Genomic DNA, 18,722 nt, shown 5'->3' with positions numbered 1-18,722 from the left:
AAACAAAGGAGTATTACGATGTCTTTAGATAAAGTTCTCTATACAGCTCAAGCAAAAGTTAACGGTGGTCGTGATGGCCGCGCTACAGCAGATGACGAAGCCATTGATCTTAAACTCACCACTCCGAAAGGACTGGGAGGTCCTGGTGGTGATGGTACTAACCCAGAACAGCTCTTCGCCGCAGGTTATGCAGCATGCTTTACTGGCGCACTGAAATTGGTCGCATCAAAACAAAAAGTGACCATCCCTGAAGCATCAACCATTGAAGGGCTTGTTGGTATCGGTCCTGTTGGACAAGGATTTGGTATTCAAGTGGAGCTGCGCATTGATGTGCCTGAACTTGACAAAGAGCTAGTACAAAAATTGGTTGATCAAGCACATGAAGTTTGCCCATATTCGAATGCAACTCGTGGCAACATCGACGTGACACTAACTGTATTATAATTTGCACAGTGAGGGGCTTTTTGCGCCCCTCTTACTGTCTTGCCAGTCAAGCCGCTTGGTTAATCCACGCGGCTTTTTTAACGCTGCACGAAACCGTCATCCTCGGATTGTCTCCCTTATTAATGACAAAAAAAAGCTAAAGCTGCAGGTATCACAGCTTTAGCTTGCTTTATCGCCTCATCGTTAAACGATGGTCAGGCTTACCACGTCACACAAATCTTACCGAAATGCTGACCGGATTTTTGATAAGAAAATGCCTCACTCAATTGCTCAAACGGCATCGTTTTATCAATCACAGGGCGAATGTTATTGGCTTCAAGCGCCGCCACAAATTCTTGCTGATCACGACGGCTTGCCACAATCAACCCTTGTAAGCGCGCTTGTTTTGCCATCAGCATCGCGGTAGGTACATCACCTTGAACACCAGTCAGCACACCAATCAACGCAATATGCCCGCCAACTTTAATCGATTGAATCGACTGAGCGAGAGTGCCGGGTCCCCCTACTTCAACAACGTGGTCAACCCCCTCACCTTGGGTGAGCGATAACACTTCTTGAGCCCATTCCGGATGGGTTTTGTAGTTAATCACCTCATCGGCACCGAGCGCTTTAAGCTTTTCAAGCTTCTCATCAGACGAAGACGTCGAAATCACACGCGCGCCCATCGCTTTCGCCAATTGCACCGCTGCAATTGATACACCACCAGTTCCCAAGGTTAATACGGTGTCTCCCGCTTTTAACGAGCCATCCACCACCAACGCGCGCCATGCAGTGAGTGCCGCTGTCGTGATGGTCGCGCTTTCTTCATGGCTCCAACCATTCGGCGCTTTAGTAAAGGCCGAAACAGGTCTCACAACGACTTGCGCCGCCATACCTTGTGCGCCATCCCCTGGGGTTTCTTCAAAATGCCCCACACCGGCAAATGGCTGACCCGCAGGCCAGTTTGGGAAAAACGTCGAAACAACAGAATCCCCGACTGCAAATTCGTGGACACCGTCACCCACGGCTTCAACGACACCAGCGCCATCCGACATTAAAATGCGATCAGCTTCTGTCGGCGCATCACCTTGTGCCACGAGGAGATCATGGAAGTTTAGTGAGCTTGCTTTGATAGCAACACGAATTTCACCGGGACCAGGCTGACCGGGATCGGGTAATTCCGTTTGAGTAATTTGGTCAAGACCGCCCGGCTGCTTTAAGATCATGGCTTTCATATAAGCTTCCTCTGTTGATTGAATGTACTCGATGATGTCATATTGAGAAAAACAAAATGCGCAGTTGCGAACATTTAACCTAAAACGATGACACCTTCGCAGCAAATAATGTCTCTCAGCAACAACCACGTTATTGACTGAGTTAATAGTAGATATTGGGCTGATATTCGCAAACACAAGGGCCAGCACCGATTAAAAACGCCGCAAGTTCTACCCAGAGTGAAGCCCCCTGTCTCGGAGACTAAGCGTCACACGCTTTGAGCATTATGACAAATTATCACTAGCAGAATCATACTCAGAGCGTTATGCTAACCGACTGATAAATTGACAATTATCGACAGTAAATACAGATTTCAGAGCCACCTCTGTGTCAAGGTATTCAAACATCGCACCGCTCATACTCAACGCTCCTTATTCTGGTGCTGTGAGTTTTGCTGTTACACACGGTGGCTCGCACTTGGCCGAGCACCGCAAACTTTTTATGGAAGACATAATGGACTATAAACAACGTCTCCTTGCAGGAGCATTCTCGATCGTCGCGCTGGCGACATCCGTGTTATCTCACGTCAGTGTGGCCGCCACACTTCCCGCGGTAGAAGCGAAAAATGGCATGGTGGTATCATCACAGCGTTTTGCTTCACAAGCTGGCGTCGATATTTTAAAAATGGGCGGCAATGCGGTGGACGCAGCCGTTGCCGTCGGCTATGCCCAAGCCGTCGTTAACCCTTGCTGTGGGAACATTGGTGGGGGCGGCTTCATGACCCTACATCTCGCGGATGGGTCTGACCATTTTATTGATTTCCGAGAAATGGCGCCTGCGGCTGCCAGTGCCAAAATGTACCAAGATGACGATGGGAATCTGATTCCGCATGCGAGTTTACTAGGTTGGGGAGCAGTGGGTGTTCCAGGAACTGTACGTGGCATGGAAAAAGCGCTACAACAGTATGGTTCAGGCAAACTCACTCGCGCTCAAATCATGGCTCCAGCGATCAAACTGGCGCGCGATGGATTTATCCTGACACGTGGCGATACGGATGTTATCGACACCAGCTTAAAAAAAATACGCAGCGACAAGCAAGCCGCAAAAATTTTCCTAAGACCTGATGGCAGTCCTCTACAACCGGGTGATCGTTTGGTACAAACCGCGCTAGCCAATACGCTAGAACGTATTGCCAAACAAGGTCCTGATGCCTTTTATAAAGGCGATATTCCTAAAGCCATTGAAAAAGCCTCAAAAGCCAATGGCGGTTATCTGACCGCACAAGACTTTGCAAACTATCAAGCGAAAAATCGCACACCCGTGACCTGTTCTTATCGTGGCTATGAATTTATTTCTGCGCCACCACCCAGTTCCGGTGGCACAACCATGTGTGAGATTCTAAATATCTTAGAAGGCTACGACCTTTCTTCGATGGGCTATGGCTCAGCAGACGCCATTCACTACACCGTAGAAGCGATGCGTCACGCCTATGTTGACCGCAACAGCCTCTTAGGTGACCCCGACTTCGTGGATATCCCGATGAAAAAACTGCTCAGCAAAGACTATGCAGCGCAGATTCGTCAGACTATTGATCCGGTCAAGGCCACCCCATCAAAAGAACTCGCGGCAGGCATCCCACCCCATGAGAAACCACAAACCACTCATTATTCTGTGATCGATAAAGCTGGCAATGCGGTATCAACCACTTACACCATTAATGGCCGCTTTGGCGCTGGTGTCATGGCGCCTGGCTACGGTTTTTGGATGAATGATGAGATGGATGACTTTACATCGAAAGTCGGCGCCACCAACATGTTTGGCTTAGTGCAAGGTAAGGCCAATGCCATTGCACCAGGCAAGCGACCATTGTCGTCTATGTCACCGACGATCGTAACCAAAAATGGCAAAACGTTTATGGTGGTTGGCTCTCCCGGCGGCTCGCTGATTATCACCATTACACTCAATACTGTGATGAACGTGATTGATTACGGTATGACATTGCAAGAAGCGGTGAATGCTCCACGTATCCACCAGCAATGGCTACCTGACGTGGTGCTGTATGAAACGCGAGGTATTTCACCAGACACGCTAAAAATCCTGAAAGATCGCGGTTATAAAATGGTTGAGAAAAAACCTTGGGGAGCAGCAGAAGCCATTATGGTTGGCTTACCAAGCGTGATCAAAGACGAAAAAGCCTCCAATGTCAGTGACTCTGCCGTTTCAGGTAAAGTCCGTGAAGGCTTCCTTTATGGCGCGAATGACGCTCGCCGCCCGCAAGGCGCAGCTGGCGGTTATTAATGTTTGTCATGAGAGACACATCAACAAAAAGCCCAGCTTGCGCTGGGCTTTTTTTCGGCTATCAGAGTGAGAAACGGTTAGCTCACCAACGTTTATCGTCGAGCAATAACCCAAACCGCGTGAATGATCCCAGGGATATACCCTAATAGCGTAAGTAATATATTGAGCCAGAAAGCGCCCCCAATACCAACTTGTAGAAAAACACCTAATGGTGGCAATAGCACAGAACATAAAATTCGAATTAAATCCATATCCTCGCTCCTTATTTATTTTTTTGGTAGCGCCTTGTTTAGACTCTCTAATCTAAACCCTCTTACCGATATTAATAACAGCAATTAAAATGAATATCGCTTAATTTTCATGACTCATTGTATTAATGAATGTTTACTTTGTCTTGTAATAAAACGATTCATGTCTAAAAGTTGACATGTTTGACAAGGAAGTAACATCACCAAGCGCTACGCTAAACAATATGATACACCACACCATCCAATGGAATGCCACATTGGGTATCAAGAGGCTTGCGCATAATAATTTGGCCACCTAATGCTTCTGGAATTTTTCGGCTAGCAATATTGGCACGATCTACTGGATAAATGAGAAATTGATAACACAAGTTTGCTCTTGCCCATTCCACTAATGTGCTGATATTTTCTAATCCGAGTTTTTTTCCATGGGCGGATTTCTTTATCCAAATACCCAATTCTGGCGTATCAGGATTCCCCTTGGCAGAGCAGGTACAAATACCGAGAAACTCTTCACTAAAAGCATCGACGATAACGGATACAAATTCGTTTCCCGCTTGCATTTCTTCAATGGATTGGTCAATAAATGAAGTGACCTCAGATCCCGAATTCAACTGCGAAGTGCGACACTCTCCAATATCAAGAAGCTAAAGCCATCTCCTCAAATATAATGGCTGCCTGCTTGAAGCCTAAACACTTTCTCGGACGGTAATTTATCCGCGATAAAGCGAACTCTATATCGATGTCCGTCACTGTCGTTAGATCGGTTCCTTTCTTCACATATTGCCTTAAAAGACCGTTCGCATTCTCATTAGCACCACGCTCCCAAGAACTGTACGGATGAGCAAAGTACACATCAGCCTTTAATTCTTTTGCGATGGTTTCATGACCTGCAAACTCTCGCCCGTTATCTGCCGTAATGGTATGGACATGTTTCTTATAGGGCTTCAGTAGCTCTATTGTCGCTTTGGTGACATCATCCGCTGACTTAGATGGCACTTTCTTTACCACGTAAAATCGAGTCTTACGCTCTAAAATAGTCACCATTGCACCTGTACCATGCTTACCTAGCACAGTGTCGATTTCCCAGTCACCAAACCGCTCCTTACTGTCAACGATGCTTGGTCTATCATCAATCGAAACGGTATTTTTTATCGCTGGAGCTTTCTCTTGTTTACCTCGGCGATACCGCTTATGACCTTGTCTCAAGTGACGATATAACTTACCGCCCAAGCGTTTATCTTGAGCAACAAAGCGATAGATCCACTCATGACTGACAGATGCACCAATTTTCGTTAATACATTAGAAATCTGCTCTGGACTCCAATCTGTTTCTAAAAGAAGGCGGATAAAATCGACACGTTCCTTTGGTATTCGGTATTTACGTGCTGTTTTGCGCTTTTTGGTAGACGACATCTGGGCTTCGTTAGGGCAATAATGCTCTCCCTTCCGACCGCGTTTAAGCTCACGGTATACCGTCGAGCGGTGGCACTGAACTGTTTTAGCTATTTCAGGAACCGAAATTCCCCGTTCCAAAAGAGCAGAAATCTGGTATCTTCTGCCTTCGGTCAACTGTTGATAATTCATGGTAGTACTGCTTGTTTCTTTGGCGAGAAGAGCGTACCACTTTCAGCAGTTGGCTTCCTCTTCTACATATTTCCATGAATGTCGCACTTATTATCTGAAATCGGGGATAAAGCCTGAGGCGCATTCGGCGTCATATAACGAGTAATATCTGGGTTTAGCTCTCGTAAAATATCATCAGCAAAACGATACGATATTGGAATTAAACGAATGCGCTCCGAATGAATGTCCAAATCCATAAAATGAGGTGTTTCATTGCTCTGTAATTGCAATTGAGTCATGCCATTGTCCTTAATATCTGCGCCCAACAATAGAGCTAACTATTGTTATTTATTATTTAAGTATCATAGGACATCCCATAATACCAGTTCAGCTGTCGATTAAGAGCATGAAGTTGCCAAAAGAATTCAGTCAGGAATAAACCGAGGGGGGGTTAACACATAAAAAAAGCGCGATAATCGCGCTTTTCATGTCTTCAATATTATAACACTTCTCGTAAACGCTCTTGAGCGACTTCCACTAATAAATCAGGCTGGAATTTAGAAATGAAGCGATTACATCCGACTTTTTGAACCATCGCTTCATTGAAGCTGCCGCTCAAAGACGTATTCAGCGTAATATGCAAATCTTTCATACGCTTGTCTTGACGAATTTCACGAGTCAGACGATAACCATCCATTTCCGGCATTTCCGCATCGGTAATCAACATTAACAATTCATCATCGATATTCTTACCCGCATCACACCATGATTGTAACAAGGTTAACGCTTCTAACCCATCTCGACACTCGATAATTTCCAGGCCAAGCTGAGACAGGGTTCCTTTTACTTGATTACGCGCCGTAGAGGAGTCATCAACAATTAAAACCCGACGACCGCTCATGTAATCGAGCAACTCTCGGTCTAATACATCTTCTGAAATGGAGACGTCGTAATCGATGATCTCAGCTAACACTTTTTCGACGTCGATAATCTCAACGATATGGGAGCGATCTTTTTCTTTAAGATGAGTAATAGCGGTTAAATATGTTGAACGCCCCGTCGTTTTTGGCGGTGGTTGGATGTCACTCCACGTCGTATTAATAATATGACGAACTTGCCCCACCAAGAAACCTTGCACAGAACGATTATACTCAGTAATGATCAGATTTTGCTCAACATTCTCTTGTCGACAGGGGGGAAATCCAATCGCACTTCGCAGATCAATAACAGGGACTGATTCTCCTCGCAGAGAAGCAACGCCTGTAATGTGCATATGCGAGCCTGGTAACTTAGTTAACACCGGTACTTTGATCACTTCTTTTACTTTAAAAACGTTAATCGCAAAGTATTGGCTACTGTGTAAACTAAACAACAAGAGCTCTAAGCGGTTTTCACCAACTAAATTGGTGCGCGCATCGACCGTGTTTAAAACGCCTGACATAGGGATTCCTAACTATGGATGACCATCAATAACATTATAGCCAGATATGTAAAATGTAAAACTGACTCATCATTAATTTCATTATAATGACGAATCAACCTTCCACAACTTTCATTAATAAAACGCCATCATAAAGCGCTTGTTTAATCAAAGCGGCGCCTGGCATAGTGGCTTGTCTATAGAAACGGGACTCGGCAAGCTCTAAACCGTCTTGGTATCGAGGATAGGTTTGTTGCTCTATGCATTGCATTAATACAGGATAGAGGACATCTTTTGCCTGATTGATCACACCACCAATCAAAATCCGTTCAGGATTAAAAATATTAATAATGATGGAAAGAGCGGCGCCAAGATAGCGGCCTAAGTGTTCAATGGCATCAACCGCTACGTCATCACCTTGTGCAGCGGCATGGCAGACAGCTTCTATCGTGAGTTCATCTTGTTCGGAAAGAATCGACGTATCGCCTTGATGTAAACGCTTTTCTACATAACTTTGAATGGCTTGAGACGTTGCTACCGTTTCTAAGCAGCCGATATTACCACACTCACAACGTTTTCCATATGGGTCTATCTGAATATGACTCAAATCACCAATATGCCCCTTGCGTCCTTGTACAATGTGTCCATCGACAATGATGCCCGCTTCCACCCCATGATGGATCGACACCAACACCGAGTTATCAACATCTTGAGCGTGACCGAATAAACGCTCCGCTAGCGCCCAAGCCCGTGTATCATTGGCAACAAAAACGGGCAATCCAGTGGCATTATGAATCGCTTCGCCGATTGGCAAATCACAAATATCCGTATGCGGAATTCTGAGGATGATGCCCTCAGCAGAATTGACCAATCCTGGTACGGTAACCGCTACACTGGTCACCCGGCCAAGCAGTCCAGCATACGTATCAAAAAAATACTTAATTTCATACAGCAGGCGAGCCAGTAGATCCTCGTTATCGGTTTCATGAATATCGATTTTATTATCGACTAATACGTCGCCACCGAGCTCATGCAAGGCCAAAACCAGATAATCTTTACCAAGGCGAACCGATAAAAACTGCCATCCTTCATTCAGGGTTTGCAAGCCAATTGCCGGTCGACCTCGAGAAATGGCTTCTTGAACCGTTGTTTCATGGACTAAATGGGCATCAATGAGTTCACGGGTAATTTTAGTGATACTCGCGGGTGCGAGAGCGCTCTCTTTCGATAAGTCGATACGAGAGATGGGACCGTTTTGATCGATCAACTTATACACACGGCCAGCATTCACCTGCTTGATATGGTCAATGTGTCCGGGTTGGGCCATGTACATTATTTACTCCAAGAACGAAAAACTGTGTAATTTTTTTACTTTGCGAAGTAATTGTGAAGTCACTTGATGACTAGCCGTGACTCGTATCACGCAACAATATGGAAGTTTGCGCGCTATGTCATAGTGTAAGTACATCATCATACCCAGTTTTTTCGCCTAATCTTTAGATTCAACCAGCAAATTCTGTAAATGCCACTGGTAAATTCCCGATTCACTTCCAAACTTAAATGGCATTACTTCTCTATTCTTTTGACAACCCGCATCGTCATCCATCATCAGGAGCAGGTTATGACAACGGCACAAAGAAGAACAAAAATTGTGACAACATTAGGCCCATCCACTGACAAAGAGGACATATTAGAAGCCATTATTAACGCTGGAGCCAATGTTGTACGCATGAACTTTTCCCACGGCAGTGCAGATGATCATAAACGCCGTGCAGAGCAAGTACGACGTATTGCGAAAAAGCTCGGCCGAACCGTCGCCATATTAGGTGATCTGCAAGGCCCGAAAATTCGTGTATCGACTTTTGAACACAATCGAATAGAACTGAATGAAGGCGACCACTTTATTCTTGATGCCGATATGGCGCCTGGGCAAGGTAATCAGTCGGCGGTAGGCATCGACTACAAACGCTTACCACAAGATGTACAGCGTGATGATTTATTGATGTTGGATGATGGCCGAGTGCAACTCAAAGTGCTCAAGGTGGAAGGACCTAAAATCTATACAGAAGTCATCATTGGCGGGATACTCTCCAACAATAAAGGCATCAACAAGAAAGGGGGCGGCCTGTCTGCCGATGCACTGACCGAGAAAGATAAACGGGATATCGTGCTAGCCGCTGAAATCGATGTCGATTACCTCGCAATTTCCTTCCCTCGTAATGGTGAAGACATGAAATATGCGCGCCGTTTAGCCAAAGAAGCGGGACTCAACACGCGTATGGTCGCGAAAGTCGAACGTGCAGAGACGGTGTCTAGTGATGAGAATATCGATGACATTGTGATGGAATCGGATGTCATCATGGTGGCTCGTGGGGATTTGGGGGTGGAAATTGGCGATCCTGAGTTGATCGGCGTACAAAAAAAATTAATTACACGTGCGAAGAATTTAAATCGTGTCGTCATCACGGCCACACAAATGATGGAATCAATGATCGCCAACCCAATGCCTACTCGAGCCGAGGTGATGGACGTTGCCAACGCCGTATTAGATGGTACCGATGCAGTCATGCTTTCCGGTGAAACGGCGGCTGGCCTTTACCCTGTTGAGACGGTGGAAGCGATGGCGGCTGTCTGTATTGGCGCTGAAAAAATGATTGAGTCTAACAATCAGAGTTATCGTATATCCGGTTCATTCGCCACCGAACAAGAAGCCATTGCCATGTCGACCATTTACGCCGCCAATCATTTGGATGGCGTTCAAGCGATGGTCACGTTCACAGAATCCGGTCGCACCGCGTTAATGACCTCTCGTCTCAATACGACGTTTCCTATCTTTGCACTCTCACGCAATCACGCCGCGCTCAATCGCTGTGCGTTGTATCGTGGTGTCACACCTTTTCATTTTGACGGGGCAGAACAAGTGGGCCATGAACTGGCACAAAATGCGCTAGAGGCGTTAAAAGAGGCAGGATTACTGGAGTTTGGTGATTTGGTGATCATCACCCAAGGGGACATTACCAATGTCGAAGGCACCACGAACTGCATGCGTATATTACCCGTGTTGTAATAGACACAGCCTTGTTCACGCGTTTACGCGACAATGTCAAAGAGCCTCCATCTCGGCAGGCTCTTTATGTGCTGGACTGTGACTGCCCTGTCACACAATTACAGATTCATCGGATCGACATCGTTGATGTCGAGATGATCCAATATGGTACGAGCTGACCACTTAGATACGGCTGTTTGATATTGAGCGATAAAACGCTTTCCTGCTTCCATCCCCAACTCATAGTCATTAATTAAATCTTCACGGCGACTCAGCAAAGAGCTCGACTTAAGTGGCTCGCTGGGCGCGATTTGAATAATAAACGTATCGTCTGGAGGCGACGTTAAAAATTCTTGCGTTAACCCATACGTTTGATAGTGCACCATCAACATATCTGCTAACCCCGAATCAAACTTGTCTCCTAACAAATAACTCAGACGATAGATATCATCCGCACCAAACATCCAACGTCCACCATTCATCACATTCAGGCCTTGCGCTCTCGCTTTGCCTTTATGTTGCTGCACAAACGACTGCCAGTCTCGCTTCCATTCTTGCAACTTGGTTTGCCACTGGAGTTGAATGCTATTGAGTGAATCTTTAAACCAAGCCACTTTGCGACTTTCTATGTCATTTTCTAACTGTGTTTGCAACGTGTCTTCAACACACTCGGTGCGTACCACCGTAATAAAACGTGCATCACGTCGCCACGCTTCTTGAACGGGAATTGCCGCCGACACCCCACCATCAACGTAATCGTATCCTTTAATGGGTACCACGCCTTGATAAAGTCTGGGGATAGCACACGTTGCTGCCAGCACCGCACGCCAGTCTTCTCCCATCATCGGTAAATAATGATCTTCTAGGTCTGAAGTATTCGTAGCCGCAGCAAACGCCCGTCGATTCTTACTGCGTAACATCTCGCGCCCAGTCGAAATATCCAACCGATAAGGGTCGATTTGAATTTGGTCAAACGCCCAATCCAAATTCATATACTGTTTGCGTCGGATATAACTGAAGAGGTGAAAAAACTCGGGATTGGTCGTCAGTTCTGTAATAAAGGATTTACCTAACCCTTCTTGACGACAAATAAATGGACATAAATTCAATGCACCCGCTGACGTACCAAAATACTCATCAAAGGGATCAAACTTAGCCTGTAAAAATGCATCAAATACGCCGGCGGTAAAGATGCCACGTTGGCCCCCGCCTTGAGCAACCAACGCACTTTTTCCACTGATAAATCTGGATAACTGATCGTTATCAATACTTTCACTAGCGGGACAAATGGTTCCACTATTACGCCCCATCTGCGCACTCCTGATATTGGCTTACATAATCGCTATTAAACCAGCTCCTATGAAGACAATAAAGGAAATGGCGGTAATAACGAGAGACATTTTTAGATTAAAGTTCATTGTACACTCCTATTGATACATTCAAACGATAAAATTGACGCAGTTATCGCTCAATAATAGCGGATACTATGCAACGAAAAGCTTAATCATAGTCACAGTTATAACAGTGCTCATAAACAGATTCCACTCCGTTTGATCTACATCAAAAAATAAACTGTTGTAAAAATCGTCACAAAAGCCGCTTGTCACACCAGAGTTTTACATCACCAATCACTACTATTTAAGTGATGTTCACCAGAATTATCAATTAATGTCCCATTTATTGCTAATAAACACACAAAAGAACGAGATAAAACACCAAAATTAGACTAAGAATGGACGCTATCATTTAGTTGCCAGCCTAAAAATAAAATTGTAGGCTTAGTGGTAATGCACAGCTGAATATTTCAGATTTTGCAAACACACATCATTAATATTGAAATAATATTCTGATTTATCGATTAGCTAAAAACAAATAACTAATAATTTGTAAAATCATAGATGATTTGTATTCGTTACATCAAACCTACCGAATAAATGTCGTCCATGACTTCACATAAAACCATAAAGCAATTGAATGACTCAGAGTAGGAAGGAGTACATTATGAAGCGAGAACAATGGGGCTCACGCACTGGATTTATTCTAGCTGCAGTTGGGTCTGCCGTCGGATTAGGGAATATCTGGCGCTTCCCCTATATGGCGTATGAAAACGGCGGTGGTGCGTTTTTTATTCCTTACCTATTTGCCATGCTAACCGCAGGCATTCCATTTATGATCCTTGAATTTAGTATGGGTCAACGCCATCGTGGCAGCGCTCCGAAGACACTATCCATTATTCATAAAAAATTTGAGTGGCTCGGTTGGTTCCAAGTAGGCGTCGCCGCTGTTATTGCGATCTATTACGTTGCTGTTATTGGCTGGGCCATCTCCTACTTCGGATTATCTTTTACGCAAGGTTGGGGAGCCGATACCAATACGTACTTTTTCTCGGATTATCTCAAGTTAGGAGATAACTCACCAACGAATCTAGGCAGTATTCAGTGGGGTATTGCCCTTGCGATGACCATTGCTTGGGGCATCACTTACGCAGCCGTTGCCGGAGGGGTTAAATCGGGAATTGAGCGTGCATCCAAGATCATGATGCCAATTCTCTTTTTGATGGTCATTGGCTTGATTGCTCGTATGATTACGTTACCTGGCGCTCTAGAAGGTGTGACTTACCTGTTCAAACCTGACTTCAGCAAGATCTGGGATTTACAAGTATGGGCGGCCGCTTATGGTCAGATTTTCTTCACACTGAGTATTGGCTTTGCCATCATGCTGGCTTATTCAAGTTACTTACCAGAGAAATCCGATATCAGTAACAATGCCTTTATTACGGTATTACTGAACTGTGGCTTCTCAATTCTAGCGGGTATCATGATCTTCTCTGTATTGGGCTACATGGCGAGCGCACAGGGCAAAGGCATCACAGATGTGGTCAGCTCGGGTGTCGGTTTGGCCTTTGTCACTATCCCTGAGGCAATCAATTTATTACCTATTCCCTATATCTTGGGTCCATTGTTCTTCTTCGCGTTAGTCATTGCTGGTCTAAGCTCTCACATTTCCTTGGTGGAAGCGGTAACGTCTTCGATCATCGATAAACTGGGTTGTAGTCGTCGTAAAGCGGCCAACTGTGTCGTCGGTATCGGTTTTGTTATCTCAATGGCCTATGCAACAAACGGTGGCTTACTACTGCTCGACTTAGTCGATCACTTTGCCAACAATATCGGTATTCTTGCGAGCTGTTTAGTAGAGCTTGTGCTGATGGCATGGTTAATGAAAATCTCTCATTCTCGTGATTACGCGAATAAACAATCGGATTTCCATATTGCGGTCTGGTTTGATATCTGTCTTAAATTTATCTCTCCAGCAATGCTTATTATCATCTTAACGGACAAAGTCGACACTCTCGTGACTGATGGATACGGTGGCTACAATCTCACATTAGGTTGGGTAATGATCGGCCTACTGCTTGTCGCCGGTATTATCATTAACCTCAACAGCAAGCAATCTGCACAAGGAGTAAACGCATGACAACAGGTGCCATTATCATGATGATCATCGGGCTTGGTATTACTTGGGGTGGTGCAGGATTCTGTATCCGCCAAGCAATGAAAAACTAAGACCGTCGGTCAGTGTTCAATAAAAAAACGCCAGAGCTTACTCTGGCGTTTTTTATGATGGAAGATCCCATGACCAATTAAAAGTGGTATTTCACTCCTAAGGCTCCACCGAGCTGTAAATCAGCATCGTCGTGTAAGTCGAGTTCGGGATGGACTTGTGCGTACATTTCTAAACGCTTTGTCACTGGGTAGCTAACGCCAACGGGTAAACGAGCACCAAATTCATCATGATCCCATTGCGACCATGCACCGGCACCTACGTACCAGCTCAACGGCGCACGTAAGTTTTCAAATTGGCCACGTTTGAAAATGTAATCGACGGCGCCCCCTTGGTTACCAATCGTAAAACGATACGTATTGTCCACGCTCAGCACCGCACTTAATTGCTGATCAATGGCAATACCAGCGGAAAGACTGTGTGGATTATCCTTTACCGATTGACTCTCTTGATAAGCGGGGGCCGCGAAAGCTTGAGTCGCAAAACACATTACCCCTACAAAACAAATCCCTAGTGTTTTTTTCATGTCGTTGACCTATAAATCATAACGGTAAATGCATAATGTACTGAGTCAACCTGACTCGGGTGTCATTAGTGTGTAATAGCTATGTCAATCAGTTTGCCTTCCTCCACACCGCGATTGTGCCTATATCACAAACAAAAAAAACCAACGCATTGCGTTGGTTTTCCGTTAATTCTCTTAACTGTGGGTCACTAAGCGACCTCAACTCGTGCAGAGCAACGATTATCGTGGTAAGGCGCATGGCCTGCCGAATAATATTGCGCGCCACTGTACAGAGCATAAAGTCCGACAGTGCCGATGCACAAACTGATTTTATAAAACTCACGCTCAAAATACGTGCGTTTATCTAAGGGTTTACCATCCACTCTTGATACCACTGTGACATGCATAAAGAAGCGAGCCAACGAGTTACCAAGAAAACGATAACACACCCAATGATAGCCAAGATAAATACCAATAAAGAGGATTAATATAAGCACACTTAAGGCCAATAGTATTGGCAATGCTGCATCGCTGTTTAATGAAATCAATCCCGTTGTCGGATGTCTTAAACTGATTCCCATGATGGCGTAGTACACGCCACCGATGAGAACTTGAGCAAACATTTTAGCAATTGAAAAATCAATCACGAATGCTCCAGTGCGCTTAAATTTTTCCTTAACGCTCATTAGCGACCTAATTTAGCGTTAATTTGCGCTTTATACGTCGCCGCTTGAGCACCGTAAATCGCTTGGATACCGGTATCACCCACTTTGACTAACCCACGAGCACCAAGCTGAGTGGTCCAGTAATCGTTTTCTTTAACTAGGTTTGCATCTTTCACTGTGATACGTAGACGAGTAATACACGCGTCGACATCAACAATGTTGTCTTGACCACCTAGTGCTTCGATCATTTGATCCGCTTTGCCGTCTCCGCCATTCGCGCCACTTGCTTTCGCGTCACGGTATTCTTGTTTAGAAACCACCGCTACTGCGCTGCCTTTACGACCTGGTGTTTTCACATCAAACTTCACAATGTACCAACGGAACAAGAAGAAGTAGATGAATGCGTAAGCCACACCCACGATTGGGATGTAGTACCAGTGGTTATCAACACCAGTTAGACCTGGAAGCACACCGAAGAGTGAGAAGTCAATGAAGCCACCAGAGAATGTCATACCGACTTTAACACCGAGAACGTCCATCAGTAGGAAAGAAATACCTGCCAATGGCACGTGGATGAAGTAGTAAAGTGCTGGAGATAGGAACAAGAACGTAAATTCAATCGGTTCTGTAATACCTGTCAAGAACGCAGTTAGAGCAACAGAGAATAGCAAACCACCTGCCGCTTTACGATTTTCTGGGTCAACCAATGTGTACATAGCGTACGCGGCGGCTGGCAGACCAAACATCATGAATGGGAATTTACCTGTCATGAAGTTAGTTGATGAGAATTGCGAGAAGTCACCACTTGCTAGAGAAGCAAAGAAGATGTTCTGTGTACCCTTCACCACTTCACCTGCGATATTAGCTGTACCGCCGATTTCAGTTTGCCATAGTGGCAAATAGAATACATGGTGAAGACCAACAGGAATCAATGAACGTTCAACGATACCGAAGATAAACGATGCGATGTAACCCATACCAGACGCGCGAAGTTCACCCAGCGCCATACCGATTGCACCAAAGGCAGCACCAAAAAATGGCCAAATAAACGTAAGAACGATGCCGTAGAACAAAGCTGCAAAAGCACTGATAATAGGAACGTAACGTGCGCCACCAAAGAAGCCCAGGTAATCTGGAAGTTTGGCGTCGTGGTAACGGTTATGCAAAACAACCGTAATGGCACCAGAAATCAGACCGCCGAATACCCCCATGCTCAGAGTATTGTTAATACCTAAAATATTAGCAAGGATACCTGAGTAGTGATCGCCCATTAACACAACCGTATTGGTGCTAGCATCTAACATGCCGCCCACGATCAATGTTTTGGCAATCGCAACGTTCATAACCAAGTAAGAAATCAGCGCGGCTAATGCTGCAGCCCCTTTTTCTGTCTTGGCAAAACCAATCGCGATAGCCAGTGCAAACATGACAGGCAAGTTCGCGAATACGATATCACCCGCGGCTGTCATAACTTGTAGGAAGCTATTCAGAACCGTTCCCGGTTGTAGAATTTCGATGTTGTAGGCGTCTACCATTTGTGCGTTGGTAAAACTACCACCAATCCCTAGCATGATACCGGCAGCTGGAAGCAAAGCTATCGGTAGCATAATAGATTGAGAAAGTTTGCTAAAGAAACCTTTCATGTGTAAATGCTCCTGAGTGAGTTATTAGAATATATTGAGTACTAGCGGCACACCCCCGCAGCCTTAAGATGCTAGTCTCAAAGGAAATGTAGCATGTATGTGCATTATATTTTCCGGCTCTAAATATATCTTGATGAGCCTCAAAGTTTCTAGTAACGAATTAAATTAAGTTCCAAAGTAATAAACAGATCACACTAAGAACCGAACAAAAATCACACAAATCATTGCTAACTGTTTATTTTATCAAGCATTTAATTCGCTAAACAAAATAAACATAAAACGTGTACAAATAGTATACATTTCTCGAATTCACCATCTTCCTAGGAAGAAATACTGAAAAACCACCCTATTTCAGGTGGTTTACTTCGAGCGATGGCAGCAAACCGCAGCTTATACTCGCATAGCTCTTCCTTAGCGAAGGAAGAGATCTCTAAAGTTTTGCGTCGTTTGTTGTGCGACTTGCGCGACCGTCACGCCTTTTAACTGAGCAATATAAGCAGCCACTTCGATAACATACGCTGGCTGATTTTCTTTGCCTCGATAAGGCACTGGCGCTAAATATGGCGAATCGGTTTCAATCAATAACCGTTCTAGAGGCAATACTTTGACCACCTCTTGCAGATCTTTCGCACCTTTGAATGTCACGATTCCAGAGATAGAAATATAGAATCCCAATTCCATGGCCGCTTGAGCAAAGGCCAAATCTTCGGTAAAACAATGAATCACACCACCACAACGTTCAGCGCCACCTTCACGTAAAATGTCGAGTGTATCCTGTCGGGCATTACGAGTGTGAATGATTAATGGCTTGTTAAGCTCAACGGCTAATGCCACTTGCTGTTTGAAGCGCTGTTTTTGTAATTCAGCCGTTTCGGGCTGGTAATGATAATCCAACCCCGTTTCACCAATCGCAACGACTTTTTCATGAGCCGCATACTCACGAAACGTCTCCATGACGAAATCGCTGGTCACATCCAAAGGATGCACACCGCAAGAAGCATGGACATTGTCATGATCGTTGATCATTGCCAACATGCTAGGAAACGAGTCCATGGTGCAGTTAACGGAAAGAAACTCTGTTACATTAACCTGCTGCGCATTAGCCAACACTTCCTCTAACCCGCTATGCAGATCATCATAATTCAATCTGTCTAAATGACAGTGGGAATCTACAAACATGTATCCTCATTAATATTCATTAACCAATCCATGATAAGAAGCTCTGAGTTTAATCCAGTAAACTCGCGCAGTTGCTCATTCAGTTTGATGATGTCTTGCCCACAACGATACAACCGCTCGTATGACAAAACCTCGGCAAGCTGAGTCGCGCCTGGTACGCATTCCCGTTGCTTGATACCAAAATGGACTTTCTGAGCATCGCTGATTAAAAACCACAACCACTGTAACCGTTCGCGGGGCGAAGCCGTTAACAAGCGTGTGCACTCCGTCGCCGCAGAGATATCTCCGTTTGCAGCACGTAAAAATGCCGCTTCAATATTAGCGTACTCTTCTATACCTTTAGACTCAATAAACGATTGTGTCTGTAGTGGCGAATTTCCGTTCAAATGAGCGGCATAATCAGGAATGGGCTGCTGTATTTGCTGCTCAAGCCACTGACTAATCACCTGTGCTGTGGGCTCGGCGATCGCAAGCACCTGACAACGACTGATGATGGTCGGTAATAAATGATTGATATGTTGAGTCAATAACACAAAAACACAATGCGATGATGGTTCCTCTAGCGTTTTTAGTAATGCGTTCGCCGCAGATTCATTCATCGCATCCGCAGGTTCAATAATGATGAGGCGATAGCCAGACATCTGAGATGACGCTTGTGCCCAACGATTACAGGCACGAATCTGCTCAACCGTGATCGACTTCCCTTCTTTTTCCGGCCTAACAACGTGGTAATCAGGATGATTCCCCGACTGCATTAAGCTACAACCATGACAAAACCCACAAGGCTCGCTATCCGAAGTGGTACACATCAACGCTTGCCCAAACTGCTCGGCCAGAGAATAAATGCCAAGATCTTGTTGGCTATGAACCAATGTTGCATGTGAAAATGTGTTGTTTTTTAAACGTGTTTGCCAATCGTGCCAAGCGGCATCTAACCACGGAGCGTGCATTGCCAT

General features: G+C 45.0%; 19 protein-coding genes. 5 read left to right on the top strand and 14 right to left on the bottom strand.

Features of this window, described 5'->3' with window-relative positions; genetic code table 11:
- The first annotated feature begins 18 nt into the window (after nucleotides 1-18).
- Nucleotides 19-444, top strand: coding sequence for an organic hydroperoxide resistance protein (locus tag EAE30_RS09960; RefSeq protein WP_123015776.1), 426 nt, complete (start codon nucleotides 19-21; stop codon nucleotides 442-444).
- 200 nt (nucleotides 445-644) lie between these two features.
- Here the strand turns inward: EAE30_RS09960 and EAE30_RS09955 are convergent, their stop codons facing one another.
- The gene (locus tag EAE30_RS09955) at nucleotides 645-1,658 is read right to left on the bottom strand and encodes a zinc-dependent alcohol dehydrogenase family protein (protein WP_123015775.1); all 1,014 of its coding nucleotides are present in this window, start codon (nucleotides 1,656-1,658) and stop codon (nucleotides 645-647) included.
- 493 nt (nucleotides 1,659-2,151) lie between these two features.
- Here EAE30_RS09955 and ggt point away from each other — a divergent pair, with 493 nt between their 5' ends.
- Nucleotides 2,152-3,936, top strand: a complete 1,785-nt coding sequence (gene ggt / locus EAE30_RS09950) for a gamma-glutamyltransferase (RefSeq protein WP_123015774.1) — start codon at nucleotides 2,152-2,154, stop codon at nucleotides 3,934-3,936.
- Between the two features lie 92 nt (nucleotides 3,937-4,028).
- Here the strand turns inward: ggt and EAE30_RS09945 are convergent, their stop codons facing one another.
- The 6 genes from EAE30_RS09945 to mlc all read right to left on the bottom strand — a co-directional run bounded on the left by EAE30_RS09945 (nucleotide 4,029) and on the right by mlc (nucleotide 8,500).
- A complete protein-coding gene (locus EAE30_RS09945) occupies nucleotides 4,029-4,187 on the bottom strand; it encodes a YqaE/Pmp3 family membrane protein (RefSeq protein WP_123015773.1) in 159 nt (52 codons plus the stop codon).
- A gap of 212 nt (nucleotides 4,188-4,399) precedes the next feature.
- Nucleotides 4,400-4,795, bottom strand: coding sequence for a GNAT family N-acetyltransferase (locus tag EAE30_RS09940; protein ID WP_123015772.1), 396 nt, complete (start codon nucleotides 4,793-4,795; stop codon nucleotides 4,400-4,402).
- 25 nt (nucleotides 4,796-4,820) lie between these two features.
- Entirely contained in the window at nucleotides 4,821-5,768 is a 948-nt protein-coding gene (locus tag EAE30_RS09935) for an IS30 family transposase (RefSeq protein WP_123014179.1), read from the bottom strand.
- Nucleotides 5,769-5,830: 62 nt separating this feature from the next.
- Nucleotides 5,831-6,046, bottom strand: coding sequence for a hypothetical protein (locus EAE30_RS09930; protein WP_123015771.1), 216 nt, complete (start codon nucleotides 6,044-6,046; stop codon nucleotides 5,831-5,833).
- Nucleotides 6,047-6,246: 200 nt separating this feature from the next.
- The gene (locus EAE30_RS09925) at nucleotides 6,247-7,188 is read right to left on the bottom strand and encodes a chemotaxis protein CheV (RefSeq protein WP_123015770.1); all 942 of its coding nucleotides are present in this window, start codon (nucleotides 7,186-7,188) and stop codon (nucleotides 6,247-6,249) included.
- 94 nt (nucleotides 7,189-7,282) lie between these two features.
- A complete protein-coding gene (mlc, locus tag EAE30_RS09920; RefSeq protein ID WP_123015769.1) occupies nucleotides 7,283-8,500 on the bottom strand; it encodes a sugar metabolism global transcriptional regulator Mlc in 1,218 nt (405 codons plus the stop codon).
- Nucleotides 8,501-8,788: 288 nt separating this feature from the next.
- Between mlc and pyk the strand changes: the two genes are divergently transcribed.
- On the top strand, nucleotides 8,789-10,234 hold the full coding sequence (pyk, locus tag EAE30_RS09915; protein WP_123015768.1) for a pyruvate kinase: 1,446 nt from the start codon (nucleotides 8,789-8,791) through the stop codon (nucleotides 10,232-10,234).
- Nucleotides 10,235-10,332: 98 nt separating this feature from the next.
- On the opposite strand, the gene EAE30_RS09910 is transcribed toward pyk, so the two are convergent.
- Together EAE30_RS09910 and cydH are read right to left on the bottom strand one after the other, a co-directional pair.
- On the bottom strand, nucleotides 10,333-11,523 hold the full coding sequence (locus EAE30_RS09910) for a patatin-like phospholipase family protein (RefSeq protein ID WP_123015767.1): 1,191 nt from the start codon (nucleotides 11,521-11,523) through the stop codon (nucleotides 10,333-10,335).
- 21 nt (nucleotides 11,524-11,544) lie between these two features.
- Nucleotides 11,545-11,631 (bottom strand): cytochrome bd-I oxidase subunit CydH, encoded by an 87-nt coding sequence (gene cydH / locus EAE30_RS19255; protein ID WP_123015766.1) that lies wholly within the window; start codon nucleotides 11,629-11,631, stop codon nucleotides 11,545-11,547.
- Nucleotides 11,632-12,214: 583 nt separating this feature from the next.
- On the opposite strand from cydH, the gene EAE30_RS09900 reads away from it, so the two are divergent.
- Both EAE30_RS09900 and EAE30_RS09895 read left to right on the top strand, forming a co-directional pair.
- Nucleotides 12,215-13,687 carry a sodium-dependent transporter gene (locus EAE30_RS09900; protein WP_123015765.1) on the top strand — a complete coding sequence of 491 codons (1,473 nt, stop codon included), beginning with the start codon at nucleotides 12,215-12,217 and terminating at the stop codon, nucleotides 13,685-13,687.
- Nucleotides 13,684-13,776, top strand: coding sequence for a MetS family NSS transporter small subunit (locus EAE30_RS09895; RefSeq protein ID WP_123015764.1), 93 nt, complete (start codon nucleotides 13,684-13,686; stop codon nucleotides 13,774-13,776). Before EAE30_RS09900 ends, EAE30_RS09895 begins: the two co-directional genes overlap by 4 nt.
- Before the next feature lie 77 nt (nucleotides 13,777-13,853).
- On the opposite strand, the gene EAE30_RS09890 is transcribed toward EAE30_RS09895, so the two are convergent.
- The 5 genes from EAE30_RS09890 to holB form a co-directional block, all read right to left on the bottom strand.
- Entirely contained in the window at nucleotides 13,854-14,300 is a 447-nt protein-coding gene (locus tag EAE30_RS09890; RefSeq protein WP_123015763.1) for a hypothetical protein, read from the bottom strand.
- 188 nt (nucleotides 14,301-14,488) lie between these two features.
- Nucleotides 14,489-14,965 (bottom strand): RDD family protein, encoded by a 477-nt coding sequence (locus EAE30_RS09885; protein WP_123015762.1) that lies wholly within the window; start codon nucleotides 14,963-14,965, stop codon nucleotides 14,489-14,491.
- Nucleotides 14,965-16,587 carry a PTS transporter subunit EIIC gene (locus EAE30_RS09880; RefSeq protein WP_123015761.1) on the bottom strand — a complete coding sequence of 541 codons (1,623 nt, stop codon included), beginning with the start codon at nucleotides 16,585-16,587 and terminating at the stop codon, nucleotides 14,965-14,967. The genes EAE30_RS09885 and EAE30_RS09880 overlap by 1 nt, the downstream gene beginning before the upstream one ends.
- A gap of 411 nt (nucleotides 16,588-16,998) precedes the next feature.
- A complete protein-coding gene (locus EAE30_RS09875; RefSeq protein WP_123015760.1) occupies nucleotides 16,999-17,766 on the bottom strand; it encodes a TatD family hydrolase in 768 nt (255 codons plus the stop codon).
- Complete coding sequence (gene holB / locus EAE30_RS09870) at nucleotides 17,757-18,722, bottom strand: DNA polymerase III subunit delta' (RefSeq protein ID WP_241967751.1); 966 nt, start codon at nucleotides 18,720-18,722, stop codon at nucleotides 17,757-17,759. Before holB ends, EAE30_RS09875 begins: the two co-directional genes overlap by 10 nt.

The sequence above is a fragment of the Vibrio zhugei genome (genome assembly GCF_003716875.1).
Lineage (GTDB): Bacteria > Pseudomonadota > Gammaproteobacteria > Enterobacterales > Vibrionaceae > Vibrio > Vibrio zhugei.
Note: the sequence above shows the minus strand (reverse complement) of the source record. Positions and strands in the feature narration are given on the sequence as shown.

Coding starts and splice junctions, on each gene's coding strand:
- EAE30_RS09955 (WP_123015775.1), bottom strand. CDS start 1,658: ATGAAAGCCATGATCTTAAAGCAGCCGGGCGGTCTTGACCAAATTACT.
- EAE30_RS09930 (WP_123015771.1), bottom strand. CDS start 6,046: ATGACTCAATTGCAATTACAGAGCAATGAAACACCTCATTTTATGGAT.
- EAE30_RS09890 (WP_123015763.1), bottom strand. CDS start 14,300: ATGAAAAAAACACTAGGGATTTGTTTTGTAGGGGTAATGTGTTTTGCG.
- EAE30_RS09900 (WP_123015765.1), top strand. CDS start 12,215: ATGAAGCGAGAACAATGGGGCTCACGCACTGGATTTATTCTAGCTGCA.
- holB (WP_241967751.1), bottom strand. CDS start 18,722: ATGGCAATGCACGCTCCGTGGTTAGATGCCGCTTGGCACGATTGGCAA.
- pyk (WP_123015768.1), top strand. CDS start 8,789: ATGACAACGGCACAAAGAAGAACAAAAATTGTGACAACATTAGGCCCA.
- cydH (WP_123015766.1), bottom strand. CDS start 11,631: ATGAACTTTAATCTAAAAATGTCTCTCGTTATTACCGCCATTTCCTTT.
- EAE30_RS09875 (WP_123015760.1), bottom strand. CDS start 17,766: ATGTTTGTAGATTCCCACTGTCATTTAGACAGATTGAATTATGATGAT.
- EAE30_RS09925 (WP_123015770.1), bottom strand. CDS start 7,188: ATGTCAGGCGTTTTAAACACGGTCGATGCGCGCACCAATTTAGTTGGT.
- EAE30_RS09910 (WP_123015767.1), bottom strand. CDS start 11,523: ATGGGGCGTAATAGTGGAACCATTTGTCCCGCTAGTGAAAGTATTGAT.
- EAE30_RS09935 (WP_123014179.1), bottom strand. CDS start 5,768: ATGAATTATCAACAGTTGACCGAAGGCAGAAGATACCAGATTTCTGCT.
- EAE30_RS09960 (WP_123015776.1), top strand. CDS start 19: ATGTCTTTAGATAAAGTTCTCTATACAGCTCAAGCAAAAGTTAACGGT.
- EAE30_RS09945 (WP_123015773.1), bottom strand. CDS start 4,187: ATGGATTTAATTCGAATTTTATGTTCTGTGCTATTGCCACCATTAGGT.
- ggt (WP_123015774.1), top strand. CDS start 2,152: ATGGACTATAAACAACGTCTCCTTGCAGGAGCATTCTCGATCGTCGCG.
- EAE30_RS09885 (WP_123015762.1), bottom strand. CDS start 14,965: ATGAGCGTTAAGGAAAAATTTAAGCGCACTGGAGCATTCGTGATTGAT.
- EAE30_RS09880 (WP_123015761.1), bottom strand. CDS start 16,587: ATGAAAGGTTTCTTTAGCAAACTTTCTCAATCTATTATGCTACCGATA.
- mlc (WP_123015769.1), bottom strand. CDS start 8,500: ATGTACATGGCCCAACCCGGACACATTGACCATATCAAGCAGGTGAAT.
- EAE30_RS09895 (WP_123015764.1), top strand. CDS start 13,684: ATGACAACAGGTGCCATTATCATGATGATCATCGGGCTTGGTATTACT.